The 13,363-nt window shown below is 60.0% G+C and carries 12 protein-coding genes; all 12 read left to right on the forward strand.

The window, feature by feature from the left end; genetic code table 11:
- The first annotated feature begins 4 nt into the window (after window positions 1-4).
- The 12 genes from IAE58_RS00515 to IAE58_RS00570 all read left to right on the forward strand — a co-directional run bounded on the left by IAE58_RS00515 (window position 5) and on the right by IAE58_RS00570 (window position 13,224).
- Window positions 5-823, forward strand: coding sequence for a galactosyltransferase-related protein (locus IAE58_RS00515; RefSeq protein WP_199932075.1), 819 nt, complete (start codon window positions 5-7; stop codon window positions 821-823).
- Window positions 824-826: 3 nt separating this feature from the next.
- Window positions 827-1,852 (forward strand): glycosyltransferase, encoded by a 1,026-nt coding sequence (locus IAE58_RS00520; RefSeq protein WP_199932074.1) that lies wholly within the window; start codon window positions 827-829, stop codon window positions 1,850-1,852.
- Between the two features lie 170 nt (window positions 1,853-2,022).
- A complete protein-coding gene (locus IAE58_RS20065; protein ID WP_199932073.1) occupies window positions 2,023-3,261 on the forward strand; it encodes a M1 family aminopeptidase in 1,239 nt (412 codons plus the stop codon).
- A gap of 23 nt (window positions 3,262-3,284) precedes the next feature.
- Window positions 3,285-4,604 (forward strand): HlyD family efflux transporter periplasmic adaptor subunit, encoded by a 1,320-nt coding sequence (locus IAE58_RS00530; RefSeq protein ID WP_199932072.1) that lies wholly within the window; start codon window positions 3,285-3,287, stop codon window positions 4,602-4,604.
- Window positions 4,605-4,641: 37 nt separating this feature from the next.
- Window positions 4,642-6,741, forward strand: a complete 2,100-nt coding sequence (locus tag IAE58_RS00535) for a peptidase domain-containing ABC transporter (RefSeq protein WP_325166807.1) — start codon at window positions 4,642-4,644, stop codon at window positions 6,739-6,741.
- Between the two features lie 165 nt (window positions 6,742-6,906).
- The gene (locus IAE58_RS00540; protein ID WP_199932070.1) at window positions 6,907-7,458 is read left to right on the forward strand and encodes a hypothetical protein; all 552 of its coding nucleotides are present in this window, start codon (window positions 6,907-6,909) and stop codon (window positions 7,456-7,458) included.
- 115 nt (window positions 7,459-7,573) lie between these two features.
- Window positions 7,574-7,732 (forward strand): hypothetical protein, encoded by a 159-nt coding sequence (locus IAE58_RS00545; RefSeq protein WP_199932069.1) that lies wholly within the window; start codon window positions 7,574-7,576, stop codon window positions 7,730-7,732.
- A 68-nt stretch (window positions 7,733-7,800) separates the two neighbouring features.
- A complete protein-coding gene (locus IAE58_RS00550; RefSeq protein ID WP_199932068.1) occupies window positions 7,801-8,403 on the forward strand; it encodes a TIGR02466 family protein in 603 nt (200 codons plus the stop codon).
- Between the two features lie 31 nt (window positions 8,404-8,434).
- Window positions 8,435-9,325, forward strand: a complete 891-nt coding sequence (locus IAE58_RS00555) for a TauD/TfdA family dioxygenase (protein ID WP_199932067.1) — start codon at window positions 8,435-8,437, stop codon at window positions 9,323-9,325.
- A gap of 269 nt (window positions 9,326-9,594) precedes the next feature.
- Window positions 9,595-10,227, forward strand: a complete 633-nt coding sequence (locus tag IAE58_RS00560) for a hypothetical protein (protein ID WP_199932066.1) — start codon at window positions 9,595-9,597, stop codon at window positions 10,225-10,227.
- Window positions 10,224-12,443: a TonB-dependent receptor gene (locus IAE58_RS00565; protein ID WP_199932065.1), complete on the forward strand. Its 2,220-nt coding sequence runs from the start codon at window positions 10,224-10,226 to the stop codon at window positions 12,441-12,443. Before IAE58_RS00560 ends, IAE58_RS00565 begins: the two co-directional genes overlap by 4 nt.
- Before the next feature lie 166 nt (window positions 12,444-12,609).
- Complete coding sequence (locus IAE58_RS00570) at window positions 12,610-13,224, forward strand: RluA family pseudouridine synthase (RefSeq protein WP_199932124.1); 615 nt, start codon at window positions 12,610-12,612, stop codon at window positions 13,222-13,224.
- The last annotated feature ends 139 nt before the right edge of the window (window positions 13,225-13,363 follow it).

Genomic DNA, 13,363 nt, shown 5'->3' on the forward strand with positions numbered 1-13,363 from the left:
ATCCATGCTTTCCATTGTTGTTTCCTGGCGCGACCGTGCTGAGCTCGGCCAATCGTTGCCAACCCTGCTGGCAGTAAGTGATGCTGTCGGCGGGGACGTAACCGTCGTGAACTTTGGCGGCGACCGCGAAAAGCTTGAACCGCAGGTGGCTCCCTACCGACAGCGCATTCGGATCATCGAGGTGCAGGGCGAGCAATACTTCAACAAGGCCGCTGCACAGAATGTCGGGGCATGGAGCACGCAACAGCCACTTCTCTTCTTCTGTGACTGCGACATCCTGCTTGATCTCCCGTCAACGGTGGCGTTGGTCGAACGTCTTGCCGCCAATCCTGGCTGCTTCGGAACACTGGCCGGCGTGCGTGAATCGGAACTCAACTCCCGGGGTGCGAATCACGTGGTTTCCTTCGGTTACGAGTTGAAGATCCGGACGGCGGACGGGCGCCAGTTGAACATCATCGACAATGAAGAAGATTCGGGCGATGGCACAAGGCAGGCGCCCGGTCTTCTTTTCGTTCATCGCAAGGATTTCGAAACCATCAACGGCTACAACGCCGGGTTGCACGGCTGGGGATGGGAGGATCAGGACATGATCTCGCGGCTTACGCTGGGCAATGGTCTTGTACGGATAAGTGATGGAAGTGCCATCCATATCTCCCACGGCGACGAGGCTCGAATCGGTGCCTATCCCCCCGTCAGTTCGCGTTGGGAGAGCCGCGACCGCATGTTCCGCAAGGCGCTAGCCAATTACGACGCAGCAAACTTCGATGGGACGTTCGCCCAGGATGTGGAGCGCCTGGCACCGCGCATCAACCGGATGAACTGAATCATGGCGTCGTCGGTGCCAAATCTGACGGTGTGCATGATTGTTCGTGACGAAGCACGGACATTGGACCGATGTCTTGCAAGCATTGCAGGACTGTACGATGAGCTGTGCGTCATCGATACAGGATCCAGAGATGACTCGGTGGCCATGCTGCTGTCTCGCGGCGCGCGGGTCATCACCGATACGTCGTGCAATGGAGAGGACGGGCGAATCGTCGACTTCGCAAAGGCGCGTAACGCCGTACTGGGGATGGCCACGGGCGACTGGATATTGCAGATCGATGCTGATGAAGTGCTCGCCGAGGGGCATGAACACGTACTGGAAAGCCTTGTTGGTGGGCATTCCTGTGTTGCAGTAACGATCGAGAGTGATGGCGCGCGCTGGACATCGGGGCGATTGTTCGAGCGCCGACGTATCAGCAGGTACTGCAGTCCAATCCATGAGTATGTGGAGTACGAAGGTCGGACACGAAAGGTCGCCGGAATTGTCGTTCGCAACCTACCCGACAAGTCTGGTAAAGAGTCGTCCGGCCGGCGCAACACCAGGATTCTGGAGCAGACGTTACAGAAGGTTCCAGACGATGGGCGGCTCTGGCACTTTCTCGGGAACGAGCACTACCGGGCCCAGCGGTTCCAGGAAGCTTGGCGGTGCTACGACAGAGCCGCATCGTTGGCGAATTTTCGCGCTGGACGCTACCACACGCTGTACTACCTGGGATGTTCGCTGCTGATGACCGGTGAGCGCGAGCGGGCCGAAGAAGCGGCCCGTCAGGCCGTGCGATTGGACGACCGATATGCCGAAGCGCATTGCCTGCTGGGTGACATCTTCTTCTTACGCCATCAGTTCGCTCAGTCGCGCGTTCATTACCAGCAGGCGCTGGCTTGTGTCTCTCCGCCCGAAGATGCAGTGATGGCGCCGCAGATGTGGGCCTATGACGTGCACCCCAAGGCTCAGATCCAGCGCATCGATGCGCTCGGTGAGCGTGCCCTGGCCGATGAGATCAACAGCGGAGATCAGAACGGATGGTAGACGCGCACAACGTGCGGCAAGGGCGGGCGGGGAGTACCTCGCGGATTCTGCGTGTGAGTGCGCTCCTGGTCCTGCTGAGTGGCGCAGTCACCAGTTCCTGGGCTGGTGTCGGTCGACCCAGCACAGTCGCCACTGATGCGACTGAGGCGGGCACGGCACGAGGATTCGACGTGCAGCACTACGATGTCCGGCTTGAACCGGACATCCATGATCGCCGGCTGCAGGGTACGGTAGTGGTCACCTTGCGGGTGACAGCTGACACGCTGCCGCGGCTTCGCTTTGATTCCGGCGAGCTGGTCGTTGATGCCGTGAGCGTCCATGGCAAAGCTGTGCCTTTCGCCATCGAGGACGGCGCAGTCGTCGTCACGCCCGGGAAGGCGCTGGAGAAAGGTTCCATCTGGGAGCCGGAATTCCGGTATCACGGTGCGCCCCGTTCAGGCATGGAGTTCCATCCCGAACGCGGGGAAGTCTACACCGTCTTCTCGACCAGTCAGTGGATGGTGTCCATCGACGCGCCCGATGAGCGTGCGAGCTTGGATCTTCGTGTCCTGCTGCCCGCCAAAACAGTCTTTGCGGGAACCGGAAGAGAGATCAGCACGACGCCGCAGAAGAACGGGCGACGGCTCCACCATTGGCGAATCAATGTCCCGGTTCCGGGTTTCGTATATGGGTTCGCAGCCGGGAACTACCGGGAAGTGGTGGACAGGAGGAATGAGGTCACTCTTCGCTATCTTTCCCGCGATCTTGATGACGCTGGACTGAGGCAGGTATTCGGTGACACGCCGGGCATGCTGCAGTTTTTCAGCCGGAAGAGTGGTGTTGATTTTATCGGGACGTACAGCCAGGCGCTGGTTGCCAAGACCATCGGGCAGGAAATGGATGGGTTGGCAGTGCTGTCCGAGGACTACGGAAGAGGAGTCCTGGAAGGGCGCAACGACAGGATGCTGATCGCACATGAAGTCGCTCATCAATGGTGGGGCGTGGCCATCACATGCCAGGATTGGCGCCACTTCTGGCTCAATGAAGGCCTGGCAAACTTCATGGCCCTGGCTTACATGCAGGATAAGCTTGGCGACACCTTCTACCAGCAGCGCGTTGAGGCTTGGGGCAAGCGCGTGCAGCGCCTGAAGGACGAGGGCAAGGATAAGCCGTTGATCTTTCCCGATTGGAGCGCGCCCACGGGAGATGATCGTGCCGTGGTCTACATCAAGGGAGCGTACGCCTTCGTAGTCCTGCGGCAGACGTTGGGCGAGGACGCTTTCTGGCGCGGTATCGAGATCTACACGAAGACCAACCTTGGCAGGTCCACCACAACAGCGGATCTGCGCAAGGCCATGGAACAGGCCAGCGGGCGTGATCTGTCTGGATTCTTCGCTCAGTGGGCGGGGATGCCTGCGACTGCGTCCTGACACGAGCGCCTTGCGGAGGAGGAATGATCGACAATACGTCTGCCGCATCCGACAGCACGACGGCGCATGGGGCCGATGGTGCGCCTGCATCCACGCTCTTCCGCATGCAGGTGGTGCAGGTGCGGCGAGAGGGCTGGTTGGGCTCACTTTCGCTGTCGCAACCGATTCGGATGCAGGTTTACGCCTGGATTGCTGTCGGATTGGCGTTGATGGTCATGACCGTGCTGATATTCGGCTCATATACACGTCGGGAACGGGTTCACGGGCGATTGGTTCCGGTCGAGGGCCTGGCCGATGTGATCGCCGTGGAAGCGGGTGTGGTTTCTTCCCTGTCCGTGGAAGAAGGGCAGCAGGTCAGCCGAGGACAGCTGCTTGCGATGGTGGACATGCCCAGCACTACCGCCCAAGGCAGCACGTTGACAGCCTTGCAGGAAGGTATTGGCGCGCGTCAACAAGCGTTGCGTGATGGCATGATGGCCGGCGATGAGCTGCAGCAGCTTCAGCGCAGCAGCCTGGCCGATCAGGTTCGTGCAAAGCAGACCGAGCTGCGGCAGATCGCAGACGAAATGGCACTGCGCAGGCGCCAGGTTGAAATCGCGCGGGATACGCTGGGGCGGATGCAGCAACTGCTGGACGATCGTTATGTCAGTAACCTGCAGGCCCGCCAGCAGGAATCGGTGGTGATCGACGGCGAGGCGGCCATGCAGGCACTGCAGCGCCAGGCAACCACCGTGCAGAAGGAGCGCGAGCAGCTTCAGTCAACGCTCCTTGGACTGCAGCCTCAACGCAATGTCCGACATGCAGATGCTGCACTTCGATTGCAGGAACTGGATGCGCAGCGCATTGAGACGGTCGCACGCGGAGAGCGGAGCGTGCATAGCCCACTGGCAGGCGTAGTCGCCAACCTGCAGGTCAAGGCAGGGCAGAGTGTGGGTGCTGGACAAGTGCTGGCCAGCCTGATCCCCGGTGATGGCCGGCTTGAGGTGGAGTTGCAGGTGCCAAGCCGAGGGGTGGGTTTCATCGCGCCGGGCGATAGCGTCCTTCTTCGTTTCGATGCCTATCCGTACCAGAAGTTTGGCCACCAGCGGGGGAAGGTAAAGCAGATCAGTCGCAGTGCGCAGACCGCGGCGCTGCCTGGCCCGGACGGCGCCTCCCCGGCTGTTGGCGAAACCTTCTACCGGGTTGCCGTTGAACTGGAGCGGCAGGATGTGTTGGCCTACGGACGCAAAGAGGCGCTGCGGCCGGGAATGCTGCTGGAAGCGGACATACTCGGTGAGCGGCGTCGGTTGATTGAATGGGTGCTCGAGCCGCTTTATTCGGTGAAGGGGCGCAACGGAGAATGAACATGATGATGGCGACGCAGTCCACAAGGGGACGCGCGTGATCGGTCGCGGAGGCGTCCGGGTCCACCTACAGAGCGAGGCCGCTGAATGCGGGCTCGCCTGCATGGCAACGATTGCGGACCATCACGGCATGCATACCAGCATGGCGGAGCTGAGGCAGCACTTCCCTCTGTCGCTGAAGGGCGTGAAGCTGACTCAGCTGATGCACATTGGCCGCCGTCTGGGGTTTCAGGTGCGTGCTGTGCGGCTGGAAATGGAAGGGCTGTCCCAACTGGCGCTGCCCTGCGTTCTGCATTGGGATCTGAACCACTTCGTCGTACTTCACTCCTTGAAGGCGGGAAAGGCGCGGGTGCTCGATCCCGCTCGTGGCGAGCGCGACTTGACACTTGCCGAGGTGAGCGAACACTTCACCGGCGTAGCATTGGAGGCGCGACCGGATGTTGGCTTCCAGATGCGTCGCAGGGCGCCGGCGGTCACGCTGCGCCAGTTGACCGGTGGCGTGCATGGATTGCCACTGGTGCTGTCACAACTGTTGGGCCTTTCCGTCGCGCTGCAGCTGATGGTCATGGTGGGGCCATTCTTCATGCAGTGGGTGGTTGACCAAGTACTGCTGGCGGCCGACAGGGGGCTTATGTTGGTGCTGGCTTTCGGCTTCTCTGCCATCCTGATCAGCCAGGTTGCGGTGGCACAGTTGCGTGGATGGGCAGTCATCCATCTGTCAGCGCGGTTGAACCAGCAATGGTCGAGCAATGTTTTCGCGCATGTGCTGCGACTTCCCATGGACTTCTTCGAGAAGCGCAACCTCGGCGACATAACGTCGCGTCTATCCTCGGTCCAGGCCATCCAGCGCACCATCACCACCAGCTTCGTGGAGGCCATCATGGATGGTCTGCTGGTGTTGGTCACACTGGCGATGATGCTGCTTTACAGCGCACCACTGGCGGCCGTCTCTCTGCTCTCCGTCGGCATCTATGCCGGCATACGCTGGTTGGCCTACCGTCGACTGCGGACGGTGTCCGAGCGCCAACTGATGGCCGTGGCATGTCAGCAGACGTACCTCCTCGAGTCGATACGCGGCATGCAAAGCCTGAAGCTGGCACGAGCAGAGTCCCTGCGCCGCTCCAACTACGAGAACCTGATTGTCGGTACAGTCAATCAGGACCAGTCCCTGGCCAAACTCAACCTCAGTTTTGTCAGCATCAACCAACTGCTGTTCGGGCTGGAGCGGATTCTGGTGGTTTCGATAGGCGCGTTGCTAGCGATGGACAACGTATTTTCCGTAGGCATGCTGATCGCGTACCTTGCCTACAAGGAACAGTTTGCGCTGAGGGTGGCCGCATTGATCGACAAGAGCGTCGACTTCCGTATGCTGCGATTGCATGGCGAGCGCTTGGCCGACATCGTGCTCACCGCACCCGAGGAGACGATGGCAAACGGTGTGGCAGTGAGACTCGAGGGGCCGCGCATTGATGTCGAGGACGTGTCATTCCGCTACGCAGACGGCGAACCCTGGGTCATCCGTCACTGCAGCTTCAGTGTGCAGCCTGGTGAGTCGGTTGCCATCGTAGGCCCATCGGGTTGTGGCAAAACAACATTGTTGAAGATGATGCTTGGTTTGCTGCGGCCGAGCGAAGGCGTCATCAGGGTCGGTGGCCGGGACATACGAGAGATCGGCAACGATCGCCTGCGAAGCATGGTGGCCGCGGTAATGCAGGAGGATCAGCTTTTCGCTGGAAGCATCGCTGACAATATCGCCTTCTTCGAGCCAGAGGCGGATCCGGCTGCCATCGAAGCGGCATCAAGGTTGGCAGCGGTGCATGATGAAATCGTGGCGATGCCGATGGGCTATCACAGTCTTATCGGTGACATGGGTACGACCCTGTCTGGCGGGCAGAAGCAGCGCGTGATCCTCGCCCGCGCGCTGTATCGCAATCCGCAGTTGCTGTTCCTGGATGAGGCGACAAGCCATCTGGATGTCATGAAAGAGAAGCTGGTCAATTCTGCGATCATGAATCTGCACCTGACCCGGATCATCATTGCGCATCGTCCAGACACGATTGCAAGCGCAGATCGCGTGATTGCGCTGCATGAGGGGCGCATCGTTTCCTCCGGCGTGCAGGATGCTGTTGAGGCATGATCACGCAATAGATCGATGTCGTTTCAGTCACTTGAAATACCTGGCGAATGCATGTAAATGTTGCTTGCACCAACGGCATCACGCAGTCGTCATCTGCAGGGTAGTGCTTTGGTTTTGCGCGCTGTGTGGAGGCCCTTTCCCCCCGATGGAATCGAGGACGAGAAGATGCACAGGGAAGTCGAGGATCATCTTGATCGCAATGAAGCTTCGCCCACGCCTCGGCATTGGAAGGCTCTGCTGGATGAGGTGGACGGCTACCGGAACGAGCAGGTGACCTTTCGGTTCTGTCGGCATTTCGATATCCCTAGAGAAGAGGCGACGGTCCTCCTCCGTCAGGTCATGAAGTGGCTGTGGTTGTGCGAATACAACCGCCAATGCAACCCCCGGCCGATCAGCCTTCGCATCGATCGTCCGTTGAAGATCGTCGATGAAATGTGGCACAACTTCATCCTTCACACGCATGAGTATGCCCGGGTCTGCGAACAGTATTTCGGGAGCTTCGTTCAACATTTTCCTGCGACGGAAGCCGATTTTGCGGCGCACGATGCGCTTCGCGGCAGCCTGCATCCACGGCAGTTCGCATCCGATCAGATGGATCGTCGGCGTGCCCAGTACGAGATGGTTTATGACCTGCTGGGCGAGCGCACGTTCCGCAGGTGGTATGTGGAATACCCGCGTGTGTACACGCCGGAGGCAATCAAGGCTTTGCGGCGCTAGGCAGTGGATGTCTCGCCGCATCATCGCTTTCTTGGAGAAGACCCGGGGTCGGATACTGAATCCGAGACTGAAGTGAGATCCCGAAGCCCGGGCAACAGAGGGAGTTCGTATCATCATGGAAAGCAAGAAGGATCAAGCTGTCGAATCGAAGATCAAGCTGATTGATGAGGCATTGCTGGACAACATCGCCGGTGGCTTTGGCGATTCTCCGAATGTGGAATGCGGCCCTGGTGACTGCACCAACCACGGCGGCTGCCAGACGCCGCCGCGCTGACGCGCAGTTGGGTGCCGCTCCCTTGGGGCGGCACCCTTGGGAAAATGAACCGTGCAAGGACCATGAATATGAAAGGAGTCGTGGAGCTGTTTCCAACAGCGTTGTTCGTTTCAGAGCACTTTGCGCTGGAGGAATCCGAGCGCAAAGTACTTCTTGATCGTGCATGGAATCCCAACCGGCTTGGCAATCGCAGCTCGGAAGATACCTATGCACTCGAACATTCGCAGTTGGGCCGCATGAAGGCCTTTCTTCAGGCGCAGACGGCGCATTTCGCGCATGAGGTCCTCGGTCTCCCCCGCTCGCTGGATGTCGCCATTACCCAGTCGTGGCTGAATCACAACCCGCCTGGATCCAGTCATCATCCTCATTTTCATCCAAACAGCATCATCAGCGGTGTCTTCTTCATCCAGGGAGGGGAATGCCCATTGACCGTGCACCGGGAGAACCTTCTTTTTGGCAGCATCAGTCTTCCTGGTGGCAAGCGAACCGCCTACAACGCCACGCGTCGCAGGATTTCCAACCGGGAGGGGCATGCGGTGCTGTTTCCTTCGTCGCTCAGGCACGAAGTCGAAGCGAACGCATCCGGCAGCGACCGGTATAGCCTGTCATTCAATACGTTTGTGAAGGGAACCATCGGTTCGAAGGAGCGATTGACGGAGCTGATTCTATGAACGGCAGGGTGAGAGTGTCGGAGGTCTTGCGATGAAGCTTCACACTTGGCCCATGGCACCGGCAGAGATTGCGCAGGAAATTGCCCGTGATGGCATCATCGTGCTTCAGTCAGGAGAGCTATGCGAGTCCCTGTTAGCAAGACCATTCCGTGCCGCCTCAGAACTGCTGGGTGCAGAGCCACTTCACTACGACGTCGTGGCCGTCAAGCCAGTGGACGGCCAAGCGTCAATCGTCGAAAGCAATCGTGATGGACGGCTCCATACTGATTCCTATCCGATGATGTCGCCGGATCTGGTCGTAATGTCTTGTCACCAACAGTCCGCCAGTGGAGGCGAGAGTGTCTTTGTCGACAGTTGGCAGGTCCTGGACGCTATTCGTTGCGAAGATCCGTCGCTTTACGCGAAGTTGTTCACGGTCTGCCGCGCCTTTCGCTTCCCCGCCTATCGTGTCTATGCGCCGACGTTCGGATTCAATCAAGGCTCATTTGTCTTTCATCATGCCACCTCCCCAGATGAAGGCGACCAGGTGGGGCGTGACTTCCAGCAATGGGTCGAGCGCGCGCGCAAACTGGCCTTTCGCCTGGAGCCGGGTCAGGTTTACCTGATCGACAATCACCGGATGCTCCATGGCAGGACCCGTTTCACTGGTCCGCGCCATTTGCAGCGGCTGCAGTTATGGAACGAAGCGCGTTCTTCGATTCCCGAGCGATTCCTCGACGCAGCCTCAGCAGCGTTGGAATGGCGCGATCATGCGGCAGCGCAGTACGTCGACGATGTTCGCAGTCGTCTAGGTCTTTCTCGCGTTTCGGAGCGCCGGTTCGCGGAACTTCCTTGTCGTGATCAGGACGTGGTGCTGGACCGCGCGCTGCAGACACTGCCTCCGCCCCCTGCGTGCCTTTTGGACAGGATCAGCCGCGGATGAGTGTGTATCCAAAACGTCTACGCCAGGGCGAGACAATCTACGTCCATGTAAGAGTCCGCAGTGTCATTCCCCGACGTCCCCTGATCAGGGTTCATCTGGAGGATCCCGCTGGCGATCGAACGGAGATCGGCCATTTCCATCCGTGGGTTTTCCCTGCAGCTGATGACGCCGCGATTGAGCCGACGTCGTTACCTGGGAGCCTGAAGCGCGTCTCACCTGTGTACCTGCTGGCGCGCCACCTCACAGGGCCGGACGGAGACGCAGGCTCCATGCTTGCGATTCTGGAGAAGACCCGCAGCAGCACGCATTTTCATCTCAGTCATACGCTGGCCGACGATGCCCCCCTTGGCCGCTATCAGGTCCACATCGAGATGCGCAGCAACGCACGTGTCTGGTGCTCGGACACCGCATCTGATGCGTACTTCCACGTCGAGAGCCTGCAGCGCATGGACGACCCGCAGGGGGCAACGGGTGGGCGTGCGTTGCTGCTCAATCCCGGGCCGGTGGTGGTCCCCGCCTGCGTCGTCAGTATCGACGATGGCACGCTGTGGCGGCGAGGCGTTGAATTGAGTCCGGGGACGAATGTAGTGAGTTTCCGCGGCGCGCGTGGATACGTCCTCTACTCGGACGAGCGTCATGTCCTGTCATTGCACCACGCTGAAGAGCCTCTCTGCATACGCAACGAAGCACTGGCTTGGCGGGACGATCCTGACCAGGACAGCGTATGGATTCATGGAGAGTCGTCTGATGCCCAAGGTTGGGCGCTCAGTGGTTCATCGCGCAGGATCTGGAAGGCGGCAAATGGAATGATCGGCCGATCAGCGCTGCGTATACCAGCCCAGTCGCGCGAGTACGATGCGATGCTGGCGGAAGGCTTGTTGCTGGAGATTGCGGAGGCATGATCGGTGTGGTCAATGGTGGTGTTGATGCGGGCACGCAAGCGGGGCGGAATCCTCGCGTCCAGAAGTTCCGTTTGATGGTCGCTTGTGGGCTGCTTGCACCGGGTGGGGCATGGGCACAGCAGATCGATGCGAACGCGCCGGTGGCGACCGAGCTCGACGCCGTGAACGTCATGGCGCAGCCCTATGATGCACAGCGCGACGAGACCGTGCTGCGTGTGGTGATGGAAAAGGAGGAACTTTCCCGGTTTGGTGACGACCGATTGGTTGATGCATTGCGAAGGATGCCAGGCGTCAGTGTTCGTGAAGCTGGGCCGGGACGTCGCGGCGGCGTAGCGCTGAGAGGTTTGGCGGATGGCTATGCGCAGATTCTTGTTGATGGTCAGCGGGCGCCTGCGGGATTCGACCTGGATTCTGTTCCGATGGTCATGGTGGAGCGCATCGAGATCATTCCGTCTGCCGTTGCAGATGCGAGCACACAGGGGATTGCCGGAACGATCAACTTCGTAATGAGCAGTGCCTATCGGAGACAGGGCGGCGAAGCAGTTCTTGCTCTGGGTAATAGTGCAGGCAGCGTGTTGCCTTCGGCCAGCTTGAGTCGTACGGTGCGGTCCGGTTCGCGTACAACGGCGATTGATGCATCGGTCTCACGGCGCGAGTACGACACCAGAATCCGACGTGGTGAGAAAGTGCTGGATTCATTCGGACGTGTAGTCGAGGAACGCGAGGGCGCCAGAGTCATCACAGGCGACCGCAGTTCAGGCTCGATTGCACCTCGTGTTGCGCTGGATCTCGCCCGAGGTGGAAGTCTGGAGGTACGCACCTTCCTGGAGGCAAGCGCCGCGCATCGTGATACGCGATCGACCTGGACATCGTCCATGGACGATGCATCTTCCGTGGCACAGTCCAATGGAAGCAATGCCATTGATGTTGTGCAGATGCAGTCGTCGCTGGACTGGACACACGTGTTCGCCTCGACTGCCCGTTTCTCGAGCCGCCTGGCGGTGGGTGGGAACCGGGAGCGGGCGCATTACGCAGAGAGCATCCAGGCCGATGACGGACGACTGCTTGCCGAGGAAACTACCGAGGCCCGGTTGCGGGTCTCCGGTTGGACTTCCTCCGGAAAGTACATGCCGGCACGGCTGGGAGACCACAGCTTCCAGTCTGGCTGGAGCGTCAGCGACGACCAACGAGCCGAGCGTAGTGAACGGACGTTCTTCGGCGGTGGTCTCCGCGTCACCGAGGACCGGTCATTCAAGGCTGGTATCCGTCGGACCGCGTTCTACAGCCAGGACGAATGGGAGGTCACCAGCAGATTTTCGATGTACATGGGCTTGCGTTGGGAACGGCTTGATACGTCCAGCCGCAGTGATGATGGCGAGGTTGCGAATACGTCGGATGTCATCTCTCCCATTCTGCAGACCTTGTGGAAGCTGCCTGGAAGCAAGCAGAGACAGGTCCGGCTCAGTCTGAGCAGCACGTATCGCGCCCCCGAGCTCCGACAGCTTGTGGCCACGCCCTACCTATCTCTGGACAACGGTCTCATGCAGCCCGATCTGAGCGGGAATCCCGACCTGATTCCGGAGCGGGCCAATGGATTAGATCTGGGCTTCGAACAGCATCTGACAGAGGACGCTAAGGTCACCGTGGGGGCATACTTCCGAAACGTACGAGACGTCATTCGTGACGACGTTCAGCTGGAGCAGGACAGGTGGGTATCGCGACCGATTAACGCAGGGCGCGCCCGCATATGGGGGGGCGACGTGGCAATAAAGTCCTCATTGCAGCGGTTCTTCAAGCGAGCGCCTGATATCCAGATGAATGCGAGCTTGGCATGGAACGACTCGCGGGTGAGCGGAGTTGCGGGCCCTGATAACCGATTGGCCAGCCAGACACCGTGGCAGGCACGTGTCTCTGCTGATTACAACGTGACTTCCCGTTGGAAGGTGGGGGGGAGCCTGGGCATAGAAGCGGCACGCAAGGTCCGGACGAGCCTGTATGAATGGGAGCGTGAATCCAGTCGGGGGGAATTGGATCTGTACGGGGTATGGACGGCAACGCCTGGCGGCCCCCGGGTGCGCCTCAGCTCCACCGTGCTGTTGGCTTCTGATCAGCAGAGTCAACGCTATGTACTGCATGAGCAGGGTGGGGCATTTGCTGAGTCCCGTCGCCGCAATGAACTGCTGGTCCGGCTTCGCTGGGAACTTCCCTTGAACTGATGAGCCAGCGCGGTAGGTATGACAACAGGCGGATACAATGTTCGGGCAGGATCAGATTTCACGGTCGAATCTGTGGTGATCTTTCTGCTTCGCGATTGGTGTGGTGTTCTCCGTTCGACGGCGAACATCGTGCCGATGCATCCGGTTTCTTCGTGTGATGACGAGCATGATTCTTCTACACCATGTCGACGAGGCATTGATCGTCGCTGAAAAGCCTGCTGGACTGCTTTCTGTGCCCGGCCGCGGCGCCGATAACGACGATTGCGTGGTGTCTCGTCTGCAGGTTGCATATCCGGACGCGCTTACCGTTCATCGCCTGGACCAGGTCACGTCCGGGCTTCTGCTGCATGCGCGCGGGAAGGCGATGCAGGCGGCGTTGTCGATGCAGTTCGAGCAACGACAGGTGGGCAAGCGTTACGAGGCGGTACTGCAGGGCCTGCTGGCCGACGATGCCGGTGAAGTGGATCTGCCGTTGATCGTGGATTGGCCGAACCGGCCGAAGCAGATGGTCGACCACGAGCGCGGCAAGCCGGCGCTGACGCGCTGGCAGGTGTTGGCGCGCGATGTGGAGGCGGGCACTACGCGCGTGGCGCTGGCGCCGGTGACGGGCCGCAGCCATCAGTTGCGCCTGCACATGGCCAGTCTTGGCCATCCCATCGTTGGTGACGTGTTGTATGGCGCCGCGCCGGCGCAGCGGGTGCATCTGCACGCGTGCGCGTTGGCGTTCACGCATCCGGTAACCGGTGCTGCGCTGGCATTCGAGTCCGCGGCGCCGTTCTAGAGGCTTCGGCAGGGCTTGCAGCCCTGCACCTGCTGTAGTCGAGCCATGCTCGACTGAAGCAACATCAAAGGCGGGCATTCCGTGGGATGGCGGGGCGGTGTGGGCTTGCAGGACACGCCGTAAACCCGTCCATGGGGGC

Origin of the sequence: Stenotrophomonas sp. S49, from assembly GCF_016624905.1 — a bacterium.
Classification (GTDB): domain Bacteria; phylum Pseudomonadota; class Gammaproteobacteria; order Xanthomonadales; family Xanthomonadaceae; genus Stenotrophomonas.

Coding starts and splice junctions, on each gene's coding strand:
- IAE58_RS00520 (WP_199932074.1), top strand. CDS start 827: ATGGCGTCGTCGGTGCCAAATCTGACGGTGTGCATGATTGTTCGTGAC.
- IAE58_RS00530 (WP_199932072.1), top strand. CDS start 3,285: ATGATCGACAATACGTCTGCCGCATCCGACAGCACGACGGCGCATGGG.
- IAE58_RS00545 (WP_199932069.1), top strand. CDS start 7,574: ATGGAAAGCAAGAAGGATCAAGCTGTCGAATCGAAGATCAAGCTGATT.
- IAE58_RS00560 (WP_199932066.1), top strand. CDS start 9,595: ATGCTTGCGATTCTGGAGAAGACCCGCAGCAGCACGCATTTTCATCTC.
- IAE58_RS00550 (WP_199932068.1), top strand. CDS start 7,801: ATGAAAGGAGTCGTGGAGCTGTTTCCAACAGCGTTGTTCGTTTCAGAG.
- IAE58_RS00555 (WP_199932067.1), top strand. CDS start 8,435: ATGAAGCTTCACACTTGGCCCATGGCACCGGCAGAGATTGCGCAGGAA.
- IAE58_RS00565 (WP_199932065.1), top strand. CDS start 10,224: ATGATCGGTGTGGTCAATGGTGGTGTTGATGCGGGCACGCAAGCGGGG.
- IAE58_RS00540 (WP_199932070.1), top strand. CDS start 6,907: ATGCACAGGGAAGTCGAGGATCATCTTGATCGCAATGAAGCTTCGCCC.
- IAE58_RS00570 (WP_199932124.1), top strand. CDS start 12,610: ATGATTCTTCTACACCATGTCGACGAGGCATTGATCGTCGCTGAAAAG.
- IAE58_RS00515 (WP_199932075.1), top strand. CDS start 5: ATGCTTTCCATTGTTGTTTCCTGGCGCGACCGTGCTGAGCTCGGCCAA.